This is a genomic window from Enterobacter sp. ODB01, from assembly GCF_001623605.1.
GTDB classification, from domain to species: Bacteria; Pseudomonadota; Gammaproteobacteria; order Enterobacterales; family Enterobacteriaceae; genus Enterobacter; species Enterobacter kobei.
Map to the genome: position 1 here is coordinate 824,227 of NZ_CP015227.1, position 25,080 is coordinate 849,306.

A 25,080-nucleotide genomic window follows, 5' to 3' on the forward strand; every position below is an offset into this window, starting at 1 on the left:
CACAATCATTCGATCCCGCTTTTACCTTTCCGCTGCCGCTGGCTAAATTAGTAACTCATCCGACCACATAACAATAATTTTACACTGGAAGAGACTATGAGCCGCTACCCGTCGTTGTTCGCCCCCCTGGATCTGGGGTTCACCACCCTTAAAAACCGCGTGTTAATGGGCTCGATGCACACTGGGCTGGAAGAGCGTCCGGACGGTGCCGAGCGTCTGGCGGCCTTCTACGCCGAGCGCGCGCGGCATGGCGTGGCGCTGATTGTCACCGGTGGCGTAGCACCTGCGTCTTCAGGCGTGACGATGGAAGGTGGCGCGGTGTTGAACGATGCGAGCCAGCTTGCACATCACCGTATCGTTACCGACGCGGTTCACAAAGAGGGCGGCAAAATCGCCCTGCAAATCCTGCACACCGGGCGCTACAGCTATCAGCCGAAACTGGTCGCGCCGTCGGCCATTCAGGCGCCGATTAACCGCTTCACACCGCATGCCCTCAGCCACGACGAGATCATAGCGCTGATTGACGACTTCGCCCGCTGCGCGGCGCTGGCGCGTGAAGCAGGTTATGACGGCGTCGAAGTTATGGGCTCAGAAGGTTATCTGATCAACGAATTCCTTGCCGCCCGCACTAACCAGCGCGAGGACGAATGGGGCGGCGACTATGTCCGCCGCATGCGCTTTGCCGTTGAAGTTGTGCGCGCGGTGCGCGAACGAACAGGAACAGATTTTATTATCATCTTCCGCCTGTCGATGCTCGACCTGGTGGAGGGAGGCGGGACGTTCGACGAAACCGTGCAGCTGGCGCAGGCGATTGAAGCCGCTGGTGCCACCCTCATTAACACCGGGATTGGCTGGCACGAAGCCCGTATTCCGACCATCGCCACACCGGTGCCGCGCGCGGCATTCAGCTGGGTGACGCGTAAGCTGAAAGGCAAAGTGTCTGTTCCGCTGGTCACCACCAACCGCATTAACGACCCGCAGGTGGCGGACGATGTGATATCGCGCGGCGATGCCGACATGGTGTCGATGGCGCGGCCGTTCCTTGCGGATGCCGAGCTGCTGTCCAAAGCGCAAAGCGGACGCGCGGATGAGATCAACACCTGCATCGGCTGTAACCAGGCCTGCCTGGATCAGATCTTCGTCGGCAAGGTGACCTCCTGCCTCGTCAACCCGCGAGCCTGCCACGAAACTAAAATGCCGGTCGTTCCGGCGGCCAGCATAAAACGCCTGGCCGTCGTGGGCGCAGGCCCGGCGGGCCTGGCGTTTGCAGTGAATGCCGCCTCGCGCGGCCACAGCGTGACGCTTTTTGACGCCGCAGGCGAGATTGGCGGGCAGTTTAATATCGCCAAACAGATCCCCGGCAAAGAGGAGTTCTACGAGACCCTGCGCTACTACCGCCGGATGATCGACCTGACGGGCGTCGAGCTCCGGCTCAATCAGTTTGTCAGCGCGGCGGATCTGATCGGTTTTGATGAGGTGATCCTGGCAAGCGGGATCGTACCGCGAACGCCTGCGATCGCAGGTATCGATCATCCAAAAGTGCTGAGCTATCTCGACGTATTGCGTGACAAAGTGCCGGTCGGGAAAAGCGTAGCGATTATCGGCTGCGGCGGAATTGGCTTTGATACCGCCATGTACTTAAGCCAGCCGGGTGAGGCTACCAGCCAGAACATTGCCGAGTTTTGCGTGGAATGGGGTATCGACACCAGCCTGAGCCAGTCCGGCGGCCTGCGTCCGGAAGGACCGCAATTGCCGAAAAGCCCGCGTCAGATTGTGATGCTGCAGCGTAAAGCCAGCAAGCCGGGCGAAGGACTGGGTAAAACCACGGGCTGGATCCACCGGGCAACCCTGCTTTCACGCGGGGTGAAGATGATCCCGGCGGTGAGCTACGAAAAGATCGACGACGAGGGTCTGCACGTTACGATCGGCGGTGAACCGCAGCTGTTGCGCGTGGATCATGTGATTTTGTGTGCCGGGCAGGAGCCGAGAAGGGATCTGGCGGATCCGCTGCGCGAAGCCGGAAGAACGGTGCATTTGATTGGCGGATGCGATGTGGCGATGGAGCTGGACGCACGGCGGGCGATTGCACAGGGGACGAAGCTGGCATTAGCGATTTGATTTCTTGCCCGGTGGCGCTGCGCTTACCGGGCCTACAAAACCGTAGGCCTGTGCAAGCGCAGCGCCGCCAGGCAAAACAACCTTAACGACGACGCCCCAGCTTCACCGCCTTCAGCACCACAAACTTGTTGTTCGTCGCGATGGTGACGCAGTTGCCGAAAATTTTCTTCAGCTTGTGGAAGTAGTCCAGGTGGCGGTTCGCCACGATGTACAGCTCGCCGTTGATTTTCAGACAGCGGCGCGCGTGGTGGAACATCTCCCAGGCGACGTTATCCGTCAGGGCATGCTTCTGATGGAACGGCGGGTTACAGAACACGGCGTTGAAGCGGAACGGCTCCACGCCGGAGAGCGCGTTGTTGATCATAAACTCGCAGCGATCCAGCGCCTCTGGCAGGTTAGTTTCCACGTTCAGACGGCTGGAGGCCACCGCCATTGGCGATTCGTCGCTAAACACCACGCTGGCGTCCGGGTTTTTCGCCAGCAGCGTCAGGCCAATCACACCGTTCCCGCAGCCCAGGTCGACGATCTCCCCTTCCAGATTTTCCGGCAGATGTTCCATAAAGAAGCGTGCGCCGATATCCAGGCCGGTACGGGAGAAGACGTTTGCATGGTTGTGGATGGTCCAGTCGGTGCCTTCCAGCTTCCAGCTCAGCGTCTCTGGCGCGTCGGCCAGCTCCGGTGCGCTAAACGTACAGTTGATCAGGCGCGCTTTTTTCCAGGCAAGCGTAGTGGTGGTTGGACCGAGGACTTTCTCGAACAGCTCCAGCGTCGACGTGTGGATATCGCGTGCCTTGGCACCCGCGATAATACGGGTTTCTGGCGTGACGACTTTTCGCAGCGCGCGCAGCTGCTGCTCCAGCAGCGCCATGGTTTTTGGCACTTTGATCAGCACTACACCCGGCGCCTGCGGGTACTCCGCGGTGCTGTCGAGGAACTTCACGCTGGATTCGTCGATTTCGTTATGGCGCAGGTTTTCACGCGTCGCCAGCTCGCTTAAGTAAGAATCGCCGATGCTGTAAGGTTTGTGCTCCGCCAGGGCGCAGCCCAGCGCGCCGAATGCATCATTCAGGATCAGAACCGGCCCGAGGATTTCGGTATCATCCAACTGCTGCAGCAGATACTCATCCGCCGCTTCCCACGCCTGAAGCGGGTTAACGTCGTCCGTTTCCGGGAAACGTTTAAGGTTGAGTGAACGGAAACCGTTGTCTAAGTGGCTCATCGGCCCTCCTGAATGGTAAAATTTGGCGTATCCCTGAAAAGGGTGCGTGAGTATACCCGTTTTATTGTCGATTTGGGGCGTTGATGAACCAACTTACTTATCTCCAGGGCTACCCGGAGCATTTACTTTCTCAGGTTCGCAGCCTGATTGCCGAGCAGAAGCTGGGCGCGGTGCTGGAAAAACGCTACCCCGGTACGCACGATTTCACGACCGATAAAGCCCTCTGGCAGTATACGCAGGATCTAAAAAGCCGGTATCTGAAGAGCGCGCCGCCGATCAACAAGGTGATGTACGACAACAAAATCCACGTTCTGAAAAACGCGCTCGGCCTGCACACCGCTATCTCCCGCGTGCAGGGCGGCAAGCTGAAAGCCAAAGCCGAGATCCGCGTGGCGACGGTTTTCCGTAACGCACCGGAAGCCTTTCTGCGGATGATCGTGGTCCATGAGCTGGCGCACCTGAAAGAGAAAGAGCACGACAAAGCGTTCTATTCCCTGTGCTGCCACATGGAGCCGCAGTACCACCAGCTAGAGTTTGATACCCGGCTGTGGCTGACGCATTTATCGTTAAAGAGTAATGCGCAGTAACGCACGCGAATTGTCATGATGACGTGCTACAGTGGTTAAAGGTTCCCCGCTACGGAGTACGTAAACGTTTATGATACGTTTCGCAGTCATTGGAACGAACTGGATCACGCGCCAGTTCGTCGACGCCGCCCACGAAACCGGCAAACTTAAACTCACCGCAGTCTATTCCCGCAGCCTTGAGCAGGCGCAGAGTTTTGCGAATGATTACCTCGTCGAGCATCTCTTCACCTCTCTCGACGAGATGGCGCAAAGCGACGCCATAGACGCGGTGTATATCGCCAGCCCGAATTCCCTGCACTTCCCCCAAACGAAGCTGTTTCTCAGCCATAAAAAGCATGTGATTTGCGAGAAGCCGCTGGCGTCGAATATCCAGGAAGTGGAAGCCGCCATCGCGCTTGCCCGCGAAAACCAGGTGGTGCTGTTCGAAGCGTTCAAAACGGCCAGCCTGCCGAATTTCCTGCTATTGCAGCAGTCGCTGCCGAAAATAGGCAAAGTGCGTAAAGCCTTCATCAACTACTGCCAGTACTCGTCGCGCTATCAGCGTTATCTGGACGGCGAGAACCCCAATACCTTTAACCCGGCCTTCTCTAACGGCTCGATTATGGATATCGGTTTTTACTGTCTGGCCTCTGCAATCGCGCTGTGGGGCGAGCCGCACGGCGTCACGGCCACGGCCAGCCTGCTGGAAAGCGGTGTGGATGCGCACGGGGTCGTGGTGCTGGATTACGGCGATTTCAGCGTCACGCTGCAGCACTCTAAAGTCAGTGATTCTGTGCTGCCGAGCGAAATTCAGGGCGAAGCCGGGTCGCTGGTGATTGAGAAGATTTCCGAGTGTCAGAAAGTGAGCTTTGTGCCGCGCGGCGGTAAAGCGCAGGAGCTGACGCAGCCTCAGCACATTAACACTATGCTCTATGAGGCAGAGGTCTTCGCCCGTCTCGTGGAAGACAACGAAGTGAATCACCCGGGCCTCGCGGTGAGCCGCACCACGGCGAAGCTGCAAACGGAGATCCGCCGTCAGACCGGCGTGGTGTTCCCGGCAGACGGCGTGGGCGCAGAAGCTATCGCGTAAAGCTGTGTAATGAAAAGGCGCAGACCATTGACGAAACCGATGGTCTGACATATTTTGTTACCTGCAAAGGGGAGTAACTTCTTCGCCGGTGGATCGTCATTACGATGCGTGCAAAATCGCATCCGGTCGCCGGGCAACCTTCGTGGTTGTAAGTGAGACCTTGCCGGAAGGCGAGGTCTATGCATAAAAAGCTAACGGCTATCGTCTTCTGACCTTAGCCGTTTTTGTTTTTTATGTGTAAGGAAAATAGTATGCATTCTGTCGGCACTCCAATGTTGTGGGGCGGATTCGCGGTTGTCGTGCTCATCATGCTGGCGATCGACCTCTTTTTGCAGGGGCGTCGCGGCGAGCACGGCATGTCCATAAAGCAGGCCGCCGTCTGGTCCCTGGTGTGGGTCACCCTCTCTCTGCTCTTCTGTGCTGCCTTCTGGTGGTACCTGGCCTCAACCGAAGGCCGTGCGGTGGCCGATCCTCAGGCGCTCGCCTTCCTCACCGGCTATCTGATTGAAAAAGCCCTCGCGGTCGATAACGTCTTCGTCTGGCTGATGCTGTTCAGTTACTTTGCCGTGCCTGCGTCGCTGCAGCGCCGTGTGCTGGTCTATGGCGTGCTGGGTGCGATTATCCTGCGTACGATCATGATCTTCGCCGGTAGCTGGCTGATTACCCAGTTCGAATGGCTGCTGTACGTCTTCGGCGCGTTCCTGCTGTTTACCGGTGTCAAAATGGCGCTGGCGAAAGAAGACGGCTCCGCGATTGGCGATCGCCCTCTGGTGAAGTGGATCCGCAGCCACCTGCGCATGACGGATAAGATCGAGAGCGAGCACTTCTTCGTGCGCAAGAACGGTCTGCTGTTTGCCACCCCGCTGCTGCTGGTGCTGATTCTGGTTGAGCTGAGCGACGTGATTTTCGCCGTAGACAGCATTCCGGCCATCTTTGCGGTGACGACAGATCCGTTCATCGTCCTGACCTCTAACCTGTTCGCGATCCTTGGCCTGCGCGCCATGTACTTCCTGCTGGCAGGTGCCGCAGAGCGCTTCTCGATGCTGAAGTATGGCCTGTCGGTGATCCTCGTGTTCATCGGTATCAAGATGCTGATCGTCGATTTCTACCATATCCCGATCGCTATCTCGCTCGGCGTGGTGTTCGGCATTCTGATCGTGACGCTGATTATCAATACCTGGGTTAACCGCCAGCACGATAAGAAGCAGCAGGTTTAGTGCGTTTTGCCGGGTAAGCTCAGCGCCACCCGGCATTTCCGTTAACCAATAGTTAAAAAACATGACGCAACACGTAAAATCCAGCATTTTACTCTTCCGCCTTGCCCTGCTTTCCCTGATACTCAACCAGGCAAACAAATACTTACATCCGGACATAAATGTGACTTAGAGCACATACAGGATGGAACGCAATTTCACTCAGGAATAACGTATGAGCACACAATCAAGCGGTCTGTTCGCGCGCCTGGCGCAGGGCAGCCTCGTTAAACAAATTCTCGTCGGGTTGGTACTGGGCATTCTGCTGGCAATGGTGTCAAAACCCGCTGCAGAAGCCACCGGGCTTCTCGGCACCCTCTTTGTTGGCGCCCTGAAGGCCGTCGCACCGGTTCTGGTTCTGATGCTGGTCATGGCCTCCATTGCCAACCACCAGCACGGACAAAAAACCAACATTCGCCCTATTCTGTTCCTGTATCTTCTGGGAACCTTCTCCGCTGCCTTAACGGCCGTGGTATTTAGCTTCCTGTTCCCGTCTACGCTGCACCTGACCAGCGCGGCCGGTGACATCACACCGCCGTCCGGCATTGTGGAAGTGCTGCGCGGTCTGCTGATGAGCATGGTATCCAACCCCATCACGGCGCTGATGAACGCGAACTACATCGGCATCCTGGTCTGGGCGATTGGTCTGGGCTTCGCGCTGCGTCACGGCAACGAGACCACGAAAAATCTGGTCAACGATTTATCGAATGCCGTCACCTTTATGGTGAAACTGGTGATTCGTTTTGCGCCAATCGGTATTTTCGGGCTGGTCTCCTCCACGCTGGCCACCACCGGTTTCGACGCGCTGTGGGGCTACGCGCAGCTGCTGGTTGTTCTGGTCGGCTGTATGCTGCTGGTGGCGCTGGTGATCAACCCGCTGCTGGTGTTCTGGCAGATCCGCCGCAACCCGTATCCACTGGTGCTAACCTGCCTGCGTGAGAGCGGGGTGTATGCCTTCTTCACCCGCAGCTCTGCGGCAAATATCCCGGTTAACATGGCGCTGGCGGAGAAGCTGAATCTGGACCGCGATACCTATTCCGTGTCGATCCCGCTGGGTGCGACCGTGAACATGGCGGGCGCGGCAATCACCATCACCGTGCTGACCCTGGCAGCGGTGCATACCTTAGGTGTTCCGGTCGATCTACCAACGGCGCTGCTGCTGAGCGTGGTGGCTTCTCTGTGTGCCTGTGGCGCGTCCGGCGTGGCGGGTGGCTCGCTGCTGCTGATCCCACTGGCATGTAACATGTTCGGTATCCCGAACGAGATCGCCATGCAGGTTGTGGCCGTCGGCTTTATCATCGGCGTATTGCAGGACTCCTGCGAAACGGCGCTGAACTCCTCAACCGATGTGCTGTTCACCGCAGCGGCCTGTCAGGCGGAAGACGCGCGTTTAGCGAAGAACGCTCTGCGAGGTTAACAGCAAAGCGGCAACCTCTGGTTGCCGCTTTTAATGTTTTCACCCTCTCCCCGTGGGAGAGGGCCGGGGTGAGGGCACCAGCGCGCACTCAACCTAAAGCGTCACACCACTCTTAAAGATCGCCAGCTCGCGAAAATCGTTCTTCTCATTGCAGGTCTGTCTGCCGCTGGCAAACGCCACGATGGCGTCCACGAACTCCGTCAGCAGCTGAGGCATCGCTTTGCCGTGAATCAGCTGGCCTGCGTCGAAATCAATCCAATGCTTTTTCTTCGCCGCCAGCTCGCTGTTAGTCGCAATTTTGACCGTCGGCACAAAGCCACCGTACGGCGTGCCGCGACCGGTACTGAACAGCACCATGTGGCAGCCAGCCCCCGCCAGCGCGCTGGTGGCGACCGCATCGTTACCCGGTGCGCTCAGCAGGTTCAGACCGTGGGTTTTCAGGCGCTCGCCGTAACGCAGGACGTCCACGACCTGGCTTGCCCCCGCTTTCTGGGTACAGCCGAGGGATTTCTCTTCAAGCGTCGTGATCCCGCCCGCTTTGTTACCCGGCGACGGGTTCTCATAAATCGGCTGATTATGGGCGATGAAGTACTGTTTGAAGTCGTTCACCATGGTGACGGTCTTCTCAAACGTCTCTTCGTCGCGGCAGTGGCTCATCAGAATGCGCTCTGCGCCGAACATTTCCGGCACCTCGGTCAGCACCGTTGTGCCGCCGTTAGCGATCACGTAATCCGAGAAGCGGCCCAGCATCGGGTTCGCCGTGATGCCGGACAGGCCATCGGACCCGCCGCACTCCAGACCAAACTTCAGCTCGCTTAGCTTGCCCGGCTGGCGTTTATCGTGACGCATCACCTCGTACAGCTGGTGCAGATGTTCCACGCCCGCCTCCACTTCGTCATCCTGGTGCTGACACACCATAAAATGAACGCGCGCCGGGTCAAATTCGCCCAGCGTGTCGCGGAAGGCATCGACCTGGTTGTTTTCACAGCCGAGGCCAATCACCAGCACCGCTCCCGCGTTAGGGTGGCGCACCATGTTTTGCAGCATGGTGCGGGTGTTGATATGGTCGTCGCCGAGCTGCGAACAGCCGTAGGTATGGCTGAAGAGATGTACGCCGTCGGTACCCTCGGCATCGTGTGTCTCTTTCAGAAAACGCGTCTGGATCTGGCGTGCGATGCCGTTCACGCAGCCGACGGTTGGAAGGATCCACAGCTCGTTGCGGATCCCCACCTCACCGTTCGCACGACGGTAGATCTGCACGTCCCGATCCGCCGCCTGCTCTTCTTCCGACTGAAAATCAGGTTGATAGCTGTACTCGTCAAGATCGCTCAGATTTGTGCGGGTGTTGTGGGAATGAATATATTCACCCGGCGCAATATCCGCCAGTGCATGACCGATGGGCAAGCCGTACTTCACCACGTTCTCCCCTTTCGTAATGGGGATCAGGGCAAACTTGTGTCCACGCCCAACGGCCTGGCGTAACGTCAGCGACTGGTTGTTGAAGGTCACTTCCGTCCCTTCGGTCAAATCTGCCAGCGCGACGGCAACGTTATCCAGCGAATGGATTTTGATGTATTGCATATCAACCTCAGACGGCCTTAGTTCAGTTCAATGGCGAAGTAGTCACGCGCATTGTTAAAGCAGATGTTTTTCACCATGTCGCCCAGCAGCTGGATATCGGCTGGCGCTTCGCCTGCGTGAACCCAACGGCCAATCATCTGGCACAAAATGCGGCGGAAATATTCATGGCGCGTATAGGACAGGAAGCTGCGGCTGTCAGTCAGCATGCCGACAAAGCGGCTCAGCAGGCCAAGCTGTGCCAGCTGCGTCATCTGACGCTCCATGCCATCTTTCTGGTCGTTGAACCACCAGCCGGAACCGAACTGCATCTTGCCCGGCATCCCTTCGCCCTGGAAGTTGCCAATCATGGTGCCCAGCACTTCGTTATCGCGCGGGTTCAGGCAGTACAGGATGGTTTTGGGCAGCAGGTTTTGTTCGTTCTGTTTGCTCAGCAGTTTAGATAACTCTTCCGCCAGCGGGCGATCGTTGATGGAGTCGAAGCCCACGTCAGCACCGAGCAGTTTGAACTGACGCTGGTTGTTGTTGCGCAGCGCGCCGATGTGGTACTGCTGTACCCAGCCGCGACGGGCGTATTCCGCACCGAGGAACACCAGCACCGCCGTTTTAAACTGCGCCACGTCGTGCTCGTTAAGCGTTTCACCCGAGAGACGACGCGCCAGAATGCTGTCCAGCTCGGCTTCGCTGGCGTCCGCAAACAGCACCACGTCAAGCGCATGGTCAGAGACTTTACAGCCATGTGCCGCAAAGTGATCCAGACGTTTGGTCAGCGCGGTTTGCAGATCGGCGAAACGGCGGATATCGGTATCGGACACCTCGGCCAGCTTCGCCATGTAATCGTTGAAGGTGGCCTGTTCGATGTTGAAAGCTTTGTCCGGGCGCCAGCTTGGCAACACTTTAATATCGAAAGAGGTATCTTTCGCCACGACAGCGTGATGTTCCAGGGAGTCAATGGGATCGTCGGTGGTACCCACCATCTTCACGTTCATCTGCTTCATGATACCGCGTGCGGAGAAATTATCCTGCGCCAGCAGTTCGTTGCACTGGTCCCAGATTTCATCCGCAGTGGCAGGTGAAAGCAGTTTTCCGGTGATGCCAAACGGACGGCGCAGTTCCAGATGGGTCCAGTGAAAGAGCGGGTTGCCGATCGTGTGTGGAACTGTCGCGGCCCAGGCGTCAAACTTCTCGCGGTCGCTGGCGTCGCCGGTACACAGGCGCTCAGCCACACCGTTGGTGCGCATCGCACGCCATTTATAGTGGTCACCCTTCAGCCAGATGTCATACAGGTTTTTGAAACGGTAATTTTCAGCAACCTGCTGCGGCGGCAAGTGGCAGTGGTAGTCGAAAATCGGCTGGTCTTTGGCATAGTCATGGTACAGACGGCGAGCAAATTCGGTATCTAGCAGAAAATCGTCAGTCATAAACGGCGTCATTATCGTCATCCTCATTACGGGAGCGTCAGAAAGCGTATGTTCATATGCTGCAAAGTTATCACACCAATTTCCATCGGCAGACGTTTTTTTCGTGAGTAAGATCAATAAACGCCAACAAATAAATCCCCCTGAATGACGTAAACTCTTCTCCACCCCGCGCCAGTACTGGCTTCATCCGCAAAGCAGAATGCCCACACAAATAATCATACATTTGTGATGTCACTCACCTTTTAAAGTTGTATGACAAGTTATCTTTTCGCCGTCGCAAACCATAAGCCGACGGAATGCATTGCCGGTGTGAAACATCGGATTTAACGGTACGGATACCGACTGAAAGACGCTTACTGATGGCAAAGTTCGGGCCGTTCCGGAAACACCTTCCGGCTACGCCCCTCCCGTTACACAGCTGCTCCCGGAAACGGTTGAGAGGTTGCCGTGCTCTGGCACGGAAATAACATAACGATGAGGTTTTAGATGCGTAAAATTAAAGGGTTACGTTGGTATATGATCGCACTGGTGACGCTGGGCACCGTGCTGGGCTACCTGACGCGTAACACCATAGCGGCGGCGGCGCCTACGCTAATGGAAGAGCTGCACATTTCAACCCAGCAATATTCCTACATCATTGCGGCCTACTCCGCGGCTTATACCATTATGCAGCCGGTTGCTGGCTATGTTCTGGATATTTTAGGCACCAAAATCGGCTATGCCTTCTTCGCCGTCACCTGGGCCATTTTCTGTGGCGCAACGGCGCTGGCAGGCAGCTGGGGCGGGCTCGCGCTGGCGCGTGGTGCAGTAGGTGCCGCCGAAGCGGCAATGATCCCGGCAGGGCTGAAAGCCAGCTCCGAATGGTTCCCGGCGAAAGAGCGTTCCATTGCTGTCGGATACTTCAACGTGGGGTCGTCGATTGGCGCGATGATTGCACCGCCGCTGGTGGTGTGGGCTATCGTGATGCACAGCTGGCAGCTGGCGTTCATTATCTCAGGCGTGCTGAGCTTCGCATGGGCAATGGCGTGGCTGATTTTCTACAAGCATCCGCGCGACCAGAAAAAACTCTCCGAAGAAGAACGCGAATACATTATTGGCGGTCAGGAAGCGCAGCATCAGGTCAACAACGGCAAGAAACTGTCCGTCTGGCAGATCCTGGGCACCCGTCAGTTCTGGGGTATTGCCCTGCCGCGCTTCCTCGCTGAGCCTGCCTGGGGGACGTTCAACGCGTGGATCCCGCTGTTCATGTTTAAAGTCTACGGCTTTAACCTGAAAGAGATCGCGATGTTCGCCTGGATGCCGATGCTGTTCGCCGATCTGGGCTGTATCGTGGGTGGCTACCTGCCCCCGCTGTTCCAGCGCTGGTTTGGTGTGAACCTGATTGTCTCCCGTAAAATGGTCGTGACCATGGGCGCGCTGCTGATGATTGGACCGGGGATGATTGGCCTGTTCACCAGCCCTTACGTGGCTATCGCGCTGCTGTGCGTTGGCGGTTTTGCTCACCAGTCACTTTCCGGCGCGCTGATTACGCTCTCGTCTGACGTCTTCGGCCGTAATGAAGTCGCCACCGCTAACGGCCTGACCGGGATGGCGGCATGGACTGCAAGTACGCTGTTTGCGCTGGTAGTGGGTGCCCTGGCAGACACCATCGGCTTTAGCCCGCTGTTCGCCGTGCTGGCCGTCTTCGACCTGATGGGTGCGGTAGTGATCTGGACGGTACTGAAAAACAAATCCGCCGAGGATCTGCAGAAAGAGACGCTCGGGAAACCGGCTACGCAGAGTTAGCATCGCTGTGCCGGGTGGCGGCTTCGCCTTACCCGGCCTACAAAACCCGTAGGCCCGTGCAAGCGAAGCGCCGCCGGGTATTAAAGGCCGCTCCGTAGCGGCTTTTTTCATGTCAAAATCTGGAGAGTGGCACGCAGAAGTGGTATAACAAATCATCTGCCGTACCCTGCCTGGAGCGCATATGGACATCACCGAACCACGTCGTTTATATCAACAACTTGCTGCGGAGCTGAAAGATCGCATCGAGCAAGGCGTCTATCTTGTCGGTGATAAACTTCCCGCCGAGCGTTTCATTGCCGATGAAAAAAGCGTGAGCCGTACCGTCGTGCGTGAAGCCATTATCATGCTGGAAGTGGAAGGCTATGTTGAGGTCCGCAAAGGCTCCGGTATTCATGTGATTTCCAATCAGCCTAAACACTCTCCGGTAACGGATGAAAGTCTGGAATTCGCCAGCTATGGTCCGTTTGAGCTGCTCCAGGCTCGCCAGTTAATCGAAAGCAATATTGCCGAATTTGCCGCGACGCAGGTGACCAAGCAGGACATCATGAAGTTAATGGAAATCCAGGAGAACGCCCGCAAAGAAAAATGTTTCCGGGATTCTGAGTGGGACCTGCAGTTTCACGTCCAGGTTGCGCTGGCAACCCAGAATACGGCGTTGGCGGCAATCGTTGAGAAAATGTGGACTCAGCGCGTTCACAACCCTTACTGGAAAAAACTGCACGATCATATCGATTCCCGCACCGTCGACAACTGGTGTGACGATCATGATCAAATCCTTAAGGCGCTGATTCGTAAAGATCCTCACGCGGCAAAACTGGCGATGTGGCAACATCTGGAAAACACCAAGCAGATGCTGTTCAATGAAACCAGCGACGACTTCGAATTTAACGCAGACCGCTATCTTTTTGCTGATAATCCAGTGGTTCATCTTGATACGGCACCCAGTGCCGCAAAATAGATGACCTTTCTGCTGGCAGGCGCTTCGCTGCGCCTTCCAGCTTAAGTGGGTAAGCAAAACATATATAGTGTCAGCCTTTGTAAATCCCCTCGCTCACTTCCAGGGCTTACGCCAAAATCACCTCACCCTGCAAATTCTGTGACGCAGAACGTTGGGCTTTGTTACAATTGGATTCACTTCGTTATTTTGTAAGTTAGTGCTTGCTAACCAGCCAATTAACAGGGAACAGTGTTGGCCACACCGCAATGTGTCCGCGAGCGACCATAATGAAATCACAACAATGTCGCCGTACTGTTTGTCCCGGCTAACAGGCGTGACGTTAACCGATTTCCAGGAACACTGAATGGAACTTTTGACTCAACTACTGCAAGCCCTCTGGGCGCAGGATTTTGAAACGCTGGCCAACCCTTCCATGATTGGCATGCTCTATTTTGTCTTATTTATGATCCTGTTCCTGGAGAATGGTTTGCTGCCTGCGGCCTTCTTACCGGGTGACAGTTTGCTGGTGCTTGTCGGTGTGCTGTGTGCCAAAGGGGCAATGGCATTCCCGCAAACCGTTTTATTACTGACCATCGCGGCCAGCCTCGGCTGCTGGGTGAGTTATATCCAGGGAAGATGGCTGGGCAATACCCGGATCGTACAGAACTGGCTTTCTCATCTGCCGGCGCATTACCACCAGCGGGCGCATCACCTTTTCCATAAGCACGGGCTTTCCGCACTGCTGATGGGCCGCTTTATTGCCTTTGTGCGCACCCTGCTGCCCACCATTGCCGGGCTGTCCGGGTTGAGCAGCACGCGCTTCCAGTTCTTTAACTGGATGAGCGGCCTGCTGTGGGTGCTGATCCTGACGACGCTGGGCTATGCGCTGGGTAAAACGCCGGTCTTCATGAAATATGAAGATCAGCTGATGTCCTGTCTGATGCTGCTTCCAGTGGTTCTGCTGGTCTTCGGCCTGATTGGCTCGCTGGTCGTTCTGTGGAAGAAAAAGTACGGAGCGCGAGGTTAACGATGGTTATCTCTCCCCTCGCCCTGCGCCGTTCTGCCTGTGCATTCATTGTACTGATGTTCCTCTGCGCCCTTCTGCTGGCCTGGAGCGCGCTTTCACATGAGGAATCTACGCTGGCCATTCGTCCGGTTAATCAGGGCGCCAGCGTGCCCGACGGTTTCTCTGTCTGGCATCATCTGGACGCGAACGGGATCCGCTTTAAAAGCATTACGCCGAAAGACGATGTGCTACTGATCAAGTTTGACTCCCGCACGCAGAGCGCTGCGGCGAAAGCGGTTCTTGACCGTACGCTGCCGCGTGGGTATATCATTGCCCAGCAGGAAGATGACAACCAGCCAGCGGCGTGGCTGTCATTGATTCGCGATACGTCGCATCGGTTTGGATAATTACCAGGATTCCGAATCTTTTCACTCACTTTGGTGAATCCCCCGTTTACTTACTATGCTTAAGTACGCGGAGCACCCCTCGAATGTACTCCGCATCATTCTGGAAAGCGGCTTACGCCGCAACACAATGGAAGGTTTCGATAATGAAATTCCGCATGACTCTGGCTCTGGCCCTTTTTTCTTTAAGCACAGCGACCTTCGCCAACTCTCTCTGTCAGGAGAAAGAACAGGATATTCAGCGTGAGATCGGTTATGCCGAAAAGCATAACAATCAGCACCGTGTTGATGGTCTTAAAAAAGCGCTGAGCGAAGTGAAAGCAAACTGTACAGACAGCAAGCTACGTGCCGATCATCAGAAAAAAATCGCTGAACAGAAGGACGAGATAGCCGAGCGCCGTCAAGACCTGCAGGAAGCGAAAGAGAAAGGGGATGCGGAAAAAATTGCTAAGCGCGAGAAGAAGTTGAAAGAAGCGCAGGACGACCTGAAAGCGCTGGAAGCTCGCGATTATTGAGTTAACGGAAATCTCAACAGGAGAGAATCATGTCAAAAGATACGACGTCTGAACATCTGCGCGCTGAACTGAAATCCCTGGCCGATACCCTTGAAGAGGTGTTGAACTCTTCCGCCGACAAGTCGAAAGAAGAAGTGAGCAAGCTGCGTAGCAAAGCGGAGCAGGCGCTGAAAGAGAGCCGCTACCGCCTGGGTGAAACCGGTGATGCACTGGCAAAACAGACCCGTGAAGCGGCGGCTCGCGCGGACGAATATGTGCGCGATAATCCATGGACGGGGGTAGGTATTGGTGCCGCCGTCGGTGTGGTACTGGGTGTTCTTCTGACGCGTCGTTGATATGGAAGATCCTCGTCACGCACAAGGGCCTGCTAACAACGTCCTCGGCATCGGCCAGCGTATTTTAACCACGCTGGTCGGGATTGCCGAAACGCGCGTCCGGCTGGCAGTGGTCGAGCTGGAAGAGGAGAAAGCAAATCTCTTCCAGATGCTGCTGATGCTCGGCCTGACCATGCTCTTCGCCGCGTTTGGTCTGATGAGCCTGATGGTGTTAATCATCTGGGCCATTGATCCGCAGTATCGACTCAACGCGATGATTGCCACCACCGTCGTTTTGCTGGTCGCCGCGTTGATTGGCGGCATCTGGACGCTGCGCAAAGCACGCAAGTCGACTTTCCTGCGCCATACGCGTCAGGAGCTGGCTAACGATCGCGCCCTGCTGGAGGATGACAAGCCGTGAGCGATAAAGCCGAACGTCAGAAGCGCAAAGCCTACCTGTTGAGTCAGATCCAGCAGCAACGGCTGGATCTTTCTGCCAGCCGTCGCGACTGGATTGACGCGACGCGGCGGTTTGACCGTGGCTGGAATACCTTTCTGAGCCTGCGTTCATGGGCGCTGGTCGGCAGTAGCGTAATGGCTATCTGGACGGTTCGTCATCCAAATATGCTCATCCGCTGGGCACGCCGCGGTTTTGGTGCCTGGAGCGCCTGGCGTCTGATGAAAGCGACGTTGCGTCAGCAGCAGTTGAGGTAGCCTTCTCGCCGGGTGGCGGCTTCGAGGTAAAAGCAAAACGGTAACTCAGGTTACCGTTTTTTGTTTTTGCGCCCTCTCCCCGTGGGAGAGGGTTGGGGTGAGGGCACCAGCGCGCACTTCTTTTTACTCAATATCTTTGAAGAAGATTGACAGTTTTCCTTGCTAACAATTGTCACCCGCCCCGTTTATTATCCTCTCCATCGACAGCAAATCCGCGGTATCTACCCGGAATTGCACACAAATAAAGTTCAGCCGCTGATGTGGTTTCCTGGAGAGTAAAATGAAAAAATTAGAAGATGTTGGTGTACTGGTAGCGCGTATTCTGATGCCAATCTTGTTTATCGTAGCGGGTTGGGGAAAAATCACCGGTTATGCGGGTACCCAGCAGTACATGGAAGCCATGGGCGTGCCGGGGTTCCTGCTGCCTCTGACCATTCTGCTTGAGTTCGGCGGCGGTCTGGCGGTTCTGTTAGGTTTCCTGACCCGTACCACCGCGCTGTTTACCGCGGGCTTCACCGTGCTGACAGCGTTCATCTTCCACAGCAACTTTGCGGAAGGCGTGAACTCTCTGATGTTCATGAAAAACCTGACCATCGCGGGTGGCTTCCTGCTGCTGGCAGTCACTGGCCCGGGCGCATACAGCATCGACCGCCTTCTGAATAAGAAGTGGTAAGCACGCTATACTGAATAAACACAAAGCGAGGAGACATCTCCTCGCTTTTGCTATCTGACGGAGGAGAAAAAATGGGACAACTCGTAGACGGCGTCTGGCAGGATGTCTGGTATGACACAAAATCCACCGGAGGACGCTTTAAGCGCTCTGTTTCGGCCTTCCGTAACTGGCTGACCGCCGATGGCGCACCTGGCCCGAGCGGTGAAGGCGGCTTCGCGGCCGAGAAAGATCGTTATCATCTTTATGTTTCTCTGGCCTGCCCGTGGGCACACCGCACGCTGATTGTGCGCAAACTTAAAGGCCTTGAATCCCTCATTCCGGTTTCGGTGGTCAACCCGCTGATGCTGGAAAACGGCTGGACGTTTGACAGTGATTTCCCCGCCGCGACCGGCGACGATCTTTACCACCACGATTTCCTCTACCAGCTTTATTTGCGCGCCGATCCGCACTACACCGGACGCGTTACTGTCCCGGTACTGTGGGACAAGAAAAACCAGACGATTGTCAGCAACGAATCTGCGGAAATCATCCGCATGTTTAATACCGCGTTTGATGCACACGGCGCCCGCGCCGGGGACTACTACCCGGTTGAGCTGCGCGATAAAATTGACGAGCTGAACAGCTGGATCTACGACAACGTCAACAACGGTGTCTATAAAGCCGGGTTTGCGACCAGCCAGGAAGCCTATGACGACGCGGTCGGGAAAGTGTTTGAATCGCTGGAGCGTCTGGAGCAGATCCTCGGCCAGCATCGCTATCTGACAGGCGACCGCCTGACGGAAGCCGATATTCGTCTGTGGACCACGCTGGTGCGCTTTGATCCGGTCTATGTCACTCACTTTAAGTGCGACAAGCATCGTATCAGTGACTATCTGAACCTGTATGGTTTCCTGCGCGACATCTACCAGATGCCGGGCATTGCCGAAACGGTCGACTTCGACCATATCCGCACCCACTATTTCCGCAGCCACAAGACCATTAATCCGACGGGCATTATCTCCATCGGCCCGTGGCAGGATCTGGATGAGCCGCACGGTCGCGACGTGCGTTTTGGATAAATATCAAGGGCATCACCAGATGCCCTTTTTTAATTCACAATCTCCATCTATCCTTATCTCGATCGCTTAAAAAACAAGTGATTGACCGATTATTGAGGCAAGGAAAAATGGACTGGTATTTAAACGTACTGCGCAACTATATTGGATTTGGTGGCCGCGCCCGCCGCAAAGAGTACTGGATGTTCATTCTGGTGAACTTCATCTTCGCGCTGGTGCTAAGCATCGTGGATAAAATTCTGGGCTGGGAGTGGGCGAGCGGGGAAGGCGTTCTCACCTCAATTTACGGCTTATTTATTCTGTTGCCTTCCTGGGCCGTGCAGTTTCGACGTCTCCACGATACCGATCGTTCGGCGTGGTGGCTGTTGCTGCTGCTGATCCCGATCGTGGGATGGATTGTGATTTTGATCTTCAACTGCCAGTCCGGTACGCCGGGCGAAAACCGCTTTGGTCCGGATCCTAAGATCGCTGCGTAAATTATTGCCCGGTGGCGCTTACGCTTACCGGGCCTACACGCTTATTTGTTGTGGTGCGCAAAGAGTTTGGGTATTTCGCGCAGGCACCACGATTTGGCTTCGCCCATGCTGTCGCGGCGCCAGGCCATAATAATGTCCACTTCGCTGGTGTACTCCGGGCTCACAACGCGCAGACGCCCTTCCGCAATATCTTTTTCCACAAACGGATACGGCATGGTTGCCACGCCAAGCCCGGCCAGCAGCGCCTGTCGTTTGTCTTCCAGTGAAGTGACCGTCAGACGAGGCTGTTTATCCAGCAACTGCACCGTCAGCACCGGACGTTCACGCGCGGTATCAGCGACCGCCACGCCGCGATACTTCACGCGCGTCACCTCAGAGAGCGGCTCTGGCTCCTGGTGAATCGGGTGATTGGGTGCGGCAACGTAAACGTTCATCACGCTGTAGAGCTTGCGCGAGTTGATTTCCGACGACGAGCGGAAGTGCATATCCGGCGCAATAACGATATCCGCCCTGCCCGTCTCCAGGCGCTCCCACGCGCCTGCCAGCACTTCGGTAATGATCGACAGCTGCGTGTTCGCTTTATCAGCCAGACGGTCAACCAGCGGGAACAGCGCTTCAGTAGGCACCAGCGCTTCGGTCACTAACGTCAGATGGGTTTCCCAACCGCGCGCCAGCGCTTCGGCATCGGTCGTTAACTTATCCGCCGCTTCCAGCAACACGCGACCGCGCTCCAGCAGCATTCGGCCCACGTTGGTGAATTTTGTTCGATGACCGGAGCGGTCAAACAGCACCACGTCCAGCTCCTCTTCCAGCTTCTGCATGGTGTAACTCAGCGCCGACGGAACGCGCCCCAGTTCATCAGCGGCTGCCGCAAAACTGCCGCGCCGGTCAATCGCGTCCATGACGCGAAGCGCCTCAAGCGTCAAAGCTCTCTCTTTAGCCATCTCGTTCTCATTCAGGAAATTTGAACATACCGGGCAGAATATCTGGCTAACAATGCAGCGTCCATACCTTTACCATTGTTTTAGTGTAAAGAGAGGTCAAGTTTATGATTACGACAAGAACAGCTAAACAGTGCGGACAAGCCGATTTCGGCTGGCTGCAGGCCCGCTACACCTTTTCTTTTGGACACTACTTTGACCCTAAACTCCTCGGTTACGCTTCATTACGCGTGTTGAACCAGGAAGTGCTCGCCCCTGGCGCGTCCTTCCAGCCGCGTACGTACCCGAAAGTCGATATCCTGAACCTGATCCTGGAAGGCGAGGCAGAATACCGCGATAGCGAGGGCAATCATGTCCAGGCAAAGGCTGGCGAAGCGTTGTTAATTTCCACGCAGCCGGGCATCAGTTACAGCGAGCATAACCTCAGCAAAGATAAAACGCTGACCCGTATGCAGTTGTGGCTGGACGCCTGCCCTGAGCGGGAAAATCCGCTGGTACAAAAGGTAGATTTAACGGGCGATAAGCAGCAGCTGATTGCGTCGCCTGATGGCAGCAAAGGCAGCCTGCAGCTGCGTCAGCAGGTATGGCTGCATCATATCGAACTGAAGAAAGGTGAGCAGGCGAGCTTCCAGCTTCATGGACCGCGTGCGTATTTACAGTCCATCCACGGTACGGTGCATGCCGTAACGCATACGGAAGAGAAAGAGGCGCTCACCTGTGGTGACGGGGCGTTTATTCGTGATGAAGCGAATATTACCCTGGAGGCCGATACGGCATTGCGGGCGCTACTGATTGATTTACCGGTGTAATTAACCTTACCCCTCTCCCAAACGGGAGAGGGGTATTCTTTACACCTTACTCGCCATAATCTCGATAATCTGCCGATCCGTTGCCTGCATCGAGCGGCACGCCAGTGCGCACAGGTTGGAAATAGACTGTTCCACATCGTGCGCCACAATCCCCTCATTGCCCGTTACGGCAGAATCGTCCAGCGCCATCATGACTGCTTTCCAGGCACTGTTGACGCTGGTGGAGACTTTCATCGCGCAGCTATTGGAGGCGCCATCACAGATCATCCCACTGACATCCCCGATCATACTGCCGATTGCCATCGCAACCGTCTTGTAGCTTCCGTCCATCAGCCACGCCATACCTGCCGCTGCGCCCATTGCCGCCGTCGTTGCTGCACACAATGCGGACAAGCGCGGAAGCTGGTAGTGGATATAAATGGCCGACAGATGTGAAAGCATCAGCGCCCGCGCCAGCCGCTCGTCGTCAGCCTGAACGTGTTCAGCCACAACAACAACCGGCATAGTCGCGGTGATCCCCTGGTTTCCTGACCCGGAATTACTCATCGCTGGCAGTGTCGCACCGCCCATGCGGGCATCCGAGGCCGCGCTGGTGCGGATAACAATATCTGAACCCAGATCCTGTGCCATCCATCCGCGGGTGCGCTGTTTATCGAGCGTCGCACCAATGTGCAATCCCCATTGCCCGCTGAGCCCTTCGCGTGAGAGCGCATCGTTCAAACGCCCGGCATCAAGGATAAACCGGATCGCATCGAACGGGACCTGCTCGACAAACTCCAGGATCTGCGAAAGCGTCGTGGTTGACAGCACCGCCAGGGGGGCACTCCCTGCCTCTGCCTGTTGATCGTCCAGCCTGAAGCGCGTTTCGCCCTGACACACCACTTCCACCACACGGGTATGCCCGCCCGCGATAGTCACCATCGCCGAGGCGTCACCGGCGTATACACAGGCTCGTGAGTAGAGAATCTCTTCGCACGGTACCTGAAGTTTCACCTGCACCTGACCGGCATTCAGCAGCGCTTTAGCCCGTACCAGCGCATCCGCGCTGGCATCTTTCAGTACCTCCAGCCCCGCCTGCGCATTACCACCGATGGCGCCCAGCGCCGCCGCAATCGGCAACCCGACCATTCCGGTACCCGGCACCGTTACGCCCAGCCCGTTCTTCATCAGGTTCGGCGATACCCACGCCTCAATATGTGTTACGTCGCCTGACAGGTGCTCTGCGGCAATTGCACAAGCCAGCGCCAGAGAAACGGGTTCGGTGCACCCCAGTGCAGGTTTAACTTCTTCCTGCACCACGCGAATAAATTGATTCCATAAAGGATGAGTTTGCTCAGACATCGTTACGACCTTAATTACCCTCAGGAGAATGCGAGGAAAGGAGAAACACAAAGCAGCAGCCCGGTGATAACAATAATCACCAGCGACACGCCTTTATATTTATGCAGTGCTGGCACTTTATAGACCAGCCATGCAGGGATCAGGCAGCCCACCATGCCGAAGATAGGGCTACAAATGGAGGTGAAGCTCAATACCGGCGCGTTTAAGACAATCGCGCTCCAGGCCAGCAGAATGGCGAATAACATGATGCCGCGCTGGACGGTGCTTTCATTGATTTTCTCTGTTGGCATTTTGCGGCGCAGGACGTTCATCACGATCCCCTGCGTGGCCTCACGAAAGCCCAGATAGACGCCGAAGAACGCCGTCATCACGGCAAAGATATTGAGAATTACGCTGACGATTTTGACCCAGCCCGCACCGTCGCCGCTGATAAATTGCGCCGCGATCGCCAGGGCAGAGATATTCTGCTCGTAGGCTTTGACCGCTTCGTCGTGTCCCATTGCCAGGGTGAAAGAGACTGCGTAAAAGAAGACCGTCACAAACAGTACGCCAAAAGCGATATTCATTGCCCGCAATGCTTTGTGTCGCGCCACTTCAACGGACTTTTCCCGTGAGCGGTACGAGATAACCATCGGGCTTAAAGTCTGAATAAACAGAATGGAGGTTAACGTAAAGGGCAACGTAATAATGGCGTTTTTAATCAGCAGACCCACCGGTGGCAGCATGCCCACATTGGCTAAATGCCAGAGGCCAATCATCGACAGCCCCAGCGCGGCAACCACGAATAGTTTGGTCAGCACCATCAGGCTGGAGACCTTAAACAGCAGCTTTTCACCGCGTGAAGAAATGGCGACCAGAATGCAGATCAGGAATAAACCGTAGAAGGGATTGTCAGACAGCAACCCGTCGGTCACACCGAAAGTATGCAAATACGATGCGCTGTCGTTGGTGATGGCAGTGGAATAAACAAACATCCAGATCACCAGCATCACGAAATAGAGCGCACCTAATAGGATGCCCCAGTTTTTACCTAAGTAACCACTAATTACGCTTGGGTAGTCTTTGCATTCCGGAGACTCCGCCAGCGTATTAATAAACAAACGCTGGAACAGATACATGGCCGGATAACCAATAATCGACGAGAGCAAAAAGACCCACAATCCCATTAATCCAACCTGCACAGGGAGAAAAACAATCCCCGCGCCGATGGCCATCCCGATACTCATGATGACCCACCCCGTGTCGGTGCTGTCGAATTTAATCGCTTCTCGCCACTCGCTTTCACTCATTCCCGCCCGCCTTGCCGCAGGGGAATCATTCACAATCACACTGCTGTTTGTTGCCGTATCCATTGGGTACTCGCTTATTTTGTAGGGTAAACAGTTGTTTTTATTAGATTCCGATCGCCAGCGATTGCGAGTCAGAGGGCAGCAGGTGCTTGTTATTGGTGTGGGAAGATCATATCCGGAGCGAGGGAGAAAAAAGTCACAAGTTTTATGAGGATTTTCAAGGACTGGAGGAAAAATTTCTTTTTTTAATTCTTTAAATGCATAACTTTTCTGAAAGTGACGACGATCAAGAAATAAAAACCCGCGCCGTGCGCGGGTAGGAAATCGGTATGAACCGGAAACATGGGTAACACTTTAGACCGGATACATGGGTAACAGTTATAACTGGCATAGAAGAGGAGACTCGCTATGCCCTGGACTGAGACCCGACCTATGCAACGCCTTGATTTTATCCGTGCCTGCCATGCAGGTACGGACTCCTTCTCCGCGCTTTGCCGTCTTTTTGGCATCAGCCGTAAAACCGGCTATAAATGGCTTCAGCGTTTTGACCCTTCTGACCTGTCATCTCTCTCGGACCGGTCGCGTGCGCCACGCTCCCACTCCCGGACGGTTCCTGATGATATCGCCGGACACCTGACTGCCCTGCGTCAAAAACACCCTGACTGGGGGCCAAAAAAACTGCGGATGTGGTTGCTCAATCATCACGTCGATTTTACCGTACCTGCCGCCAGCACTATCGGCGATATCCTCAAGCGCGAAGGCCTGGTTCCGGATAAAAAACGAAAACGCAGAACACCAGGCAATCGCCAGCCCCTGACCATCATCAGTGAGAACAATCAGGTCTGGAGCGCTGATTTTAAAGGCAAGTTCAGGCTGCTCAGCAGAGAGTACTGCCATCCTTTCACCCTGACCGATAATCACAGCCGGTATCTGCTCAGCTGCCGGGGAACACACCGTGAGAGTGAACCCTTTGTCAGAGAGTGCCTGACGGATGCGTTCCTGGAATATGGTCTGCCGGAAGTGCTTAGAACCGATAACGGCCAGCCCTTCGCGGGAACAGGAATAGCCGGATTAAGTCGTCTTGCCGTCTGGCTAATCAAGCTGGGCATCAGGCCGGAGCGTATCAGAAAGGGGCATCCGGAAGAAAATGGCCGCCATGAGCGAATGCACCGCTCCCTGAAAAGTGCGGTGAAACAGGGCAACACCTTCATGACGATGGAAGAACAACAGCGGTGGTTCAGTGACTACCGGAAAGAATTTAACTACGAAAGGCCGCATGAAGCACTGGCGGGAGCAACGCCCGGAACGGTATGGCAACCCTCAAACCGACACTGGGATGGCCGTGTTCCTGAATATGCTTATCCGGAAGGAGGTACAGTCTACAGGGTGAAATCGAGGGGGACCCTCTATATGGGAAAAAAGGGTACGGTGTTCCTGAGTGAAGCACTGACTGGGGAGTACATCATGCTGGAAGAACAAGATGATGGCCTTGAGGCCATCATCTTTAATGGGATAACGCTTGCGTACTACGACCGAAAAACCCAGAGTGTGCTCCGGATAGACTAAAAGTGTTACCTATGTTCCCGGTCTGATCTGTCACCTATGTATCCGGTCATACAAATCACTCAGCCAGCGCGTTAGCCATATCGGTTTTGACCTGCTTACGCTGCTCCGGCGTCAGCACCTGGCTGACGTCAAAGTAATATTTCACTCGGTAGTAGCGCGCCTGCTGCTCAATCTTACTGAAGGCAGAGAGCTGGCTTTTCACCGTGCTTTCGTCCCATTTACCCGCCTGGAACATGTCGATCAGCGCGCCGTCCTTCACGCCCGTCATTGGGATCTTGCTGACGTTTTGCTCCAGTTGCTGATGCAACTCTTTAATCTTATTAATCTGCTCATTGCTGAGCTTCAGGTGCTGTACCAGCGGATCCTGCGATGGAGACGGGGCTGCCTCAACGTTCGCGGCCTGCGCGGTAAAACTGCACACCGCCAACGACGCTGCAATCAAAGCAATACGGGTCATTTTCATCATCTTACTGTCCTTACATTTTGTTATTGGGAAAAGCAGGAACATTGTTTTTCAAGAGCGGATGAATATGTGTGAGTAATTATATAAACAATTTTGTATGTTTAGCGGGCAAAAAAATGCCCCCTGCGTT

General features: G+C 55.4%; 25 protein-coding genes. 18 read left to right on the forward strand and 7 right to left on the reverse strand.

Annotated elements, in window-relative coordinates; translation table 11 throughout:
• The first annotated feature begins 96 nt into the window (after positions 1-96).
• On the forward strand, positions 97-2,118 hold the full coding sequence (locus tag A4308_RS03915) for an NADPH-dependent 2,4-dienoyl-CoA reductase (RefSeq protein WP_023338808.1): 2,022 nt from the start codon (positions 97-99) through the stop codon (positions 2,116-2,118).
• An 82-nt stretch (positions 2,119-2,200) separates the two neighbouring features.
• On the opposite strand, the gene rlmG is transcribed toward A4308_RS03915, so the two are convergent.
• The gene (rlmG, locus tag A4308_RS03920; protein WP_014885317.1) at positions 2,201-3,337 is read right to left on the reverse strand and encodes a 23S rRNA (guanine(1835)-N(2))-methyltransferase RlmG; all 1,137 of its coding nucleotides are present in this window, start codon (positions 3,335-3,337) and stop codon (positions 2,201-2,203) included.
• A gap of 83 nt (positions 3,338-3,420) precedes the next feature.
• On the opposite strand from rlmG, the gene A4308_RS03925 reads away from it, so the two are divergent.
• The 4 genes from A4308_RS03925 (at position 3,421) to sstT (ending at position 7,663) form a co-directional block, all read left to right on the forward strand.
• Positions 3,421-3,924 carry a YgjP-like metallopeptidase domain-containing protein gene (locus A4308_RS03925; protein WP_014885318.1) on the forward strand — a complete coding sequence of 168 codons (504 nt, stop codon included), beginning with the start codon at positions 3,421-3,423 and terminating at the stop codon, positions 3,922-3,924.
• 70 nt (positions 3,925-3,994) lie between these two features.
• Positions 3,995-4,993: a Gfo/Idh/MocA family protein gene (locus A4308_RS03930; protein WP_014885319.1), complete on the forward strand. Its 999-nt coding sequence runs from the start codon at positions 3,995-3,997 to the stop codon at positions 4,991-4,993.
• A gap of 251 nt (positions 4,994-5,244) precedes the next feature.
• Entirely contained in the window at positions 5,245-6,210 is a 966-nt protein-coding gene (locus A4308_RS03935) for a TerC family protein (RefSeq protein ID WP_045281421.1), read from the forward strand.
• Positions 6,211-6,421: 211 nt separating this feature from the next.
• Complete coding sequence (gene sstT, locus A4308_RS03940; protein WP_023331360.1) at positions 6,422-7,663, forward strand: serine/threonine transporter SstT; 1,242 nt, start codon at positions 6,422-6,424, stop codon at positions 7,661-7,663.
• 93 nt (positions 7,664-7,756) lie between these two features.
• Here sstT and A4308_RS03945 read toward each other — a convergent pair whose 3' ends face one another.
• Complete coding sequence (locus tag A4308_RS03945; protein WP_045281420.1) at positions 7,757-9,244, reverse strand: UxaA family hydrolase; 1,488 nt, start codon at positions 9,242-9,244, stop codon at positions 7,757-7,759.
• 17 nt (positions 9,245-9,261) lie between these two features.
• On the reverse strand, positions 9,262-10,674 hold the full coding sequence (gene uxaC / locus A4308_RS03950) for a glucuronate isomerase (RefSeq protein ID WP_014885323.1): 1,413 nt from the start codon (positions 10,672-10,674) through the stop codon (positions 9,262-9,264).
• A 474-nt stretch (positions 10,675-11,148) separates the two neighbouring features.
• On the opposite strand from uxaC, the gene A4308_RS03955 reads away from it, so the two are divergent.
• From A4308_RS03955 to A4308_RS04005, 11 genes are all read left to right on the forward strand, one after another.
• Positions 11,149-12,447 carry an MFS transporter gene (locus A4308_RS03955; RefSeq protein WP_014885324.1) on the forward strand — a complete coding sequence of 433 codons (1,299 nt, stop codon included), beginning with the start codon at positions 11,149-11,151 and terminating at the stop codon, positions 12,445-12,447.
• Between the two features lie 181 nt (positions 12,448-12,628).
• Positions 12,629-13,405, forward strand: coding sequence for a transcriptional regulator ExuR (gene exuR / locus A4308_RS03960; protein ID WP_014885325.1), 777 nt, complete (start codon positions 12,629-12,631; stop codon positions 13,403-13,405).
• A 343-nt stretch (positions 13,406-13,748) separates the two neighbouring features.
• Positions 13,749-14,411 (forward strand): DedA family general envelope maintenance protein YqjA, encoded by a 663-nt coding sequence (gene yqjA, locus A4308_RS03965; protein ID WP_014885326.1) that lies wholly within the window; start codon positions 13,749-13,751, stop codon positions 14,409-14,411.
• Between the two features lie 2 nt (positions 14,412-14,413).
• Entirely contained in the window at positions 14,414-14,797 is a 384-nt protein-coding gene (gene mzrA, locus A4308_RS03970) for an EnvZ/OmpR regulon moderator MzrA (RefSeq protein ID WP_014885327.1), read from the forward strand.
• 143 nt (positions 14,798-14,940) lie between these two features.
• Positions 14,941-15,309, forward strand: coding sequence for a DUF1090 domain-containing protein (locus tag A4308_RS03975; protein WP_014885328.1), 369 nt, complete (start codon positions 14,941-14,943; stop codon positions 15,307-15,309).
• 29 nt (positions 15,310-15,338) lie between these two features.
• The gene (locus A4308_RS03980; protein WP_008503141.1) at positions 15,339-15,644 is read left to right on the forward strand and encodes a DUF883 family protein; all 306 of its coding nucleotides are present in this window, start codon (positions 15,339-15,341) and stop codon (positions 15,642-15,644) included.
• A gap of 1 nt (position 15,645) precedes the next feature.
• Positions 15,646-16,044, forward strand: a complete 399-nt coding sequence (locus A4308_RS03985; RefSeq protein ID WP_014885329.1) for a phage holin family protein — start codon at positions 15,646-15,648, stop codon at positions 16,042-16,044.
• Complete coding sequence (locus A4308_RS03990; protein ID WP_063308474.1) at positions 16,041-16,337, forward strand: YqjK-like family protein; 297 nt, start codon at positions 16,041-16,043, stop codon at positions 16,335-16,337. Before A4308_RS03985 ends, A4308_RS03990 begins: the two co-directional genes overlap by 4 nt.
• Positions 16,338-16,617: 280 nt before the next feature.
• The gene (locus A4308_RS03995; RefSeq protein WP_023338810.1) at positions 16,618-17,010 is read left to right on the forward strand and encodes a DoxX family protein; all 393 of its coding nucleotides are present in this window, start codon (positions 16,618-16,620) and stop codon (positions 17,008-17,010) included.
• A gap of 71 nt (positions 17,011-17,081) precedes the next feature.
• The gene (locus A4308_RS04000; protein ID WP_014885332.1) at positions 17,082-18,068 is read left to right on the forward strand and encodes a glutathione S-transferase family protein; all 987 of its coding nucleotides are present in this window, start codon (positions 17,082-17,084) and stop codon (positions 18,066-18,068) included.
• A gap of 107 nt (positions 18,069-18,175) precedes the next feature.
• On the forward strand, positions 18,176-18,541 hold the full coding sequence (locus A4308_RS04005; RefSeq protein WP_014885333.1) for a DUF805 domain-containing protein: 366 nt from the start codon (positions 18,176-18,178) through the stop codon (positions 18,539-18,541).
• A 41-nt stretch (positions 18,542-18,582) separates the two neighbouring features.
• On the opposite strand, the gene A4308_RS04010 is transcribed toward A4308_RS04005, so the two are convergent.
• Positions 18,583-19,485 (reverse strand): LysR family transcriptional regulator, encoded by a 903-nt coding sequence (locus A4308_RS04010; protein WP_014885334.1) that lies wholly within the window; start codon positions 19,483-19,485, stop codon positions 18,583-18,585.
• A gap of 104 nt (positions 19,486-19,589) precedes the next feature.
• Between A4308_RS04010 and A4308_RS04015 the strand changes: the two genes are divergently transcribed.
• Complete coding sequence (locus A4308_RS04015; RefSeq protein ID WP_014885335.1) at positions 19,590-20,291, forward strand: pirin family protein; 702 nt, start codon at positions 19,590-19,592, stop codon at positions 20,289-20,291.
• A 39-nt stretch (positions 20,292-20,330) separates the two neighbouring features.
• On the opposite strand, the gene A4308_RS04020 is transcribed toward A4308_RS04015, so the two are convergent.
• Together A4308_RS04020 and A4308_RS04025 are read right to left on the reverse strand one after the other, a co-directional pair.
• The gene (locus tag A4308_RS04020) at positions 20,331-21,632 is read right to left on the reverse strand and encodes an L-cysteine desulfidase family protein (protein ID WP_023338811.1); all 1,302 of its coding nucleotides are present in this window, start codon (positions 21,630-21,632) and stop codon (positions 20,331-20,333) included.
• Positions 21,633-21,652: 20 nt separating this feature from the next.
• Complete coding sequence (locus A4308_RS04025; protein ID WP_014885337.1) at positions 21,653-22,984, reverse strand: amino acid permease; 1,332 nt, start codon at positions 22,982-22,984, stop codon at positions 21,653-21,655.
• 345 nt (positions 22,985-23,329) lie between these two features.
• Between A4308_RS04025 and A4308_RS04030 the strand changes: the two genes are divergently transcribed.
• A complete protein-coding gene (locus A4308_RS04030; protein WP_045282386.1) occupies positions 23,330-24,487 on the forward strand; it encodes a DDE-type integrase/transposase/recombinase in 1,158 nt (385 codons plus the stop codon).
• A gap of 55 nt (positions 24,488-24,542) precedes the next feature.
• On the opposite strand, the gene A4308_RS04035 is transcribed toward A4308_RS04030, so the two are convergent.
• A complete protein-coding gene (locus A4308_RS04035; protein ID WP_023338812.1) occupies positions 24,543-24,953 on the reverse strand; it encodes a Spy/CpxP family protein refolding chaperone in 411 nt (136 codons plus the stop codon).
• Positions 24,954-25,080 lie beyond the last annotated feature (127 nt).

Excerpts from the sequence above, each read along its gene's own strand:
- A4308_RS03945 (WP_045281420.1), bottom strand. The coding sequence starts at position 9,244 with ATGCAATACATCAAAATCCATTCGCTGGATAACGTTGCCGTCGCGCTG.
- A4308_RS04015 (WP_014885335.1), top strand. The coding sequence starts at position 19,590 with ATGATTACGACAAGAACAGCTAAACAGTGCGGACAAGCCGATTTCGGC.
- A4308_RS03930 (WP_014885319.1), top strand. The coding sequence starts at position 3,995 with ATGATACGTTTCGCAGTCATTGGAACGAACTGGATCACGCGCCAGTTC.
- A4308_RS04010 (WP_014885334.1), bottom strand. The coding sequence starts at position 19,485 with ATGGCTAAAGAGAGAGCTTTGACGCTTGAGGCGCTTCGCGTCATGGAC.
- yqjA (WP_014885326.1), top strand. The coding sequence starts at position 13,749 with ATGGAACTTTTGACTCAACTACTGCAAGCCCTCTGGGCGCAGGATTTT.
- uxaC (WP_014885323.1), bottom strand. The coding sequence starts at position 10,674 with ATGACGCCGTTTATGACTGACGATTTTCTGCTAGATACCGAATTTGCT.
- A4308_RS03925 (WP_014885318.1), top strand. The coding sequence starts at position 3,421 with ATGAACCAACTTACTTATCTCCAGGGCTACCCGGAGCATTTACTTTCT.
- A4308_RS03915 (WP_023338808.1), top strand. The coding sequence starts at position 97 with ATGAGCCGCTACCCGTCGTTGTTCGCCCCCCTGGATCTGGGGTTCACC.
- A4308_RS04000 (WP_014885332.1), top strand. The coding sequence starts at position 17,082 with ATGGGACAACTCGTAGACGGCGTCTGGCAGGATGTCTGGTATGACACA.
- rlmG (WP_014885317.1), bottom strand. The coding sequence starts at position 3,337 with ATGAGCCACTTAGACAACGGTTTCCGTTCACTCAACCTTAAACGTTTC.
- A4308_RS03985 (WP_014885329.1), top strand. The coding sequence starts at position 15,646 with ATGGAAGATCCTCGTCACGCACAAGGGCCTGCTAACAACGTCCTCGGC.
- A4308_RS04005 (WP_014885333.1), top strand. The coding sequence starts at position 18,176 with ATGGACTGGTATTTAAACGTACTGCGCAACTATATTGGATTTGGTGGC.
- A4308_RS03935 (WP_045281421.1), top strand. The coding sequence starts at position 5,245 with ATGCATTCTGTCGGCACTCCAATGTTGTGGGGCGGATTCGCGGTTGTC.
- A4308_RS04020 (WP_023338811.1), bottom strand. The coding sequence starts at position 21,632 with ATGTCTGAGCAAACTCATCCTTTATGGAATCAATTTATTCGCGTGGTG.
- A4308_RS03955 (WP_014885324.1), top strand. The coding sequence starts at position 11,149 with ATGCGTAAAATTAAAGGGTTACGTTGGTATATGATCGCACTGGTGACG.
- A4308_RS03975 (WP_014885328.1), top strand. The coding sequence starts at position 14,941 with ATGAAATTCCGCATGACTCTGGCTCTGGCCCTTTTTTCTTTAAGCACA.
- A4308_RS04030 (WP_045282386.1), top strand. The coding sequence starts at position 23,330 with ATGCCCTGGACTGAGACCCGACCTATGCAACGCCTTGATTTTATCCGT.
- A4308_RS04035 (WP_023338812.1), bottom strand. The coding sequence starts at position 24,953 with ATGATGAAAATGACCCGTATTGCTTTGATTGCAGCGTCGTTGGCGGTG.
- sstT (WP_023331360.1), top strand. The coding sequence starts at position 6,422 with ATGAGCACACAATCAAGCGGTCTGTTCGCGCGCCTGGCGCAGGGCAGC.
- exuR (WP_014885325.1), top strand. The coding sequence starts at position 12,629 with ATGGACATCACCGAACCACGTCGTTTATATCAACAACTTGCTGCGGAG.
- mzrA (WP_014885327.1), top strand. The coding sequence starts at position 14,414 with ATGGTTATCTCTCCCCTCGCCCTGCGCCGTTCTGCCTGTGCATTCATT.
- A4308_RS04025 (WP_014885337.1), bottom strand. The coding sequence starts at position 22,984 with ATGGATACGGCAACAAACAGCAGTGTGATTGTGAATGATTCCCCTGCG.
- A4308_RS03995 (WP_023338810.1), top strand. The coding sequence starts at position 16,618 with ATGAAAAAATTAGAAGATGTTGGTGTACTGGTAGCGCGTATTCTGATG.
- A4308_RS03980 (WP_008503141.1), top strand. The coding sequence starts at position 15,339 with ATGTCAAAAGATACGACGTCTGAACATCTGCGCGCTGAACTGAAATCC.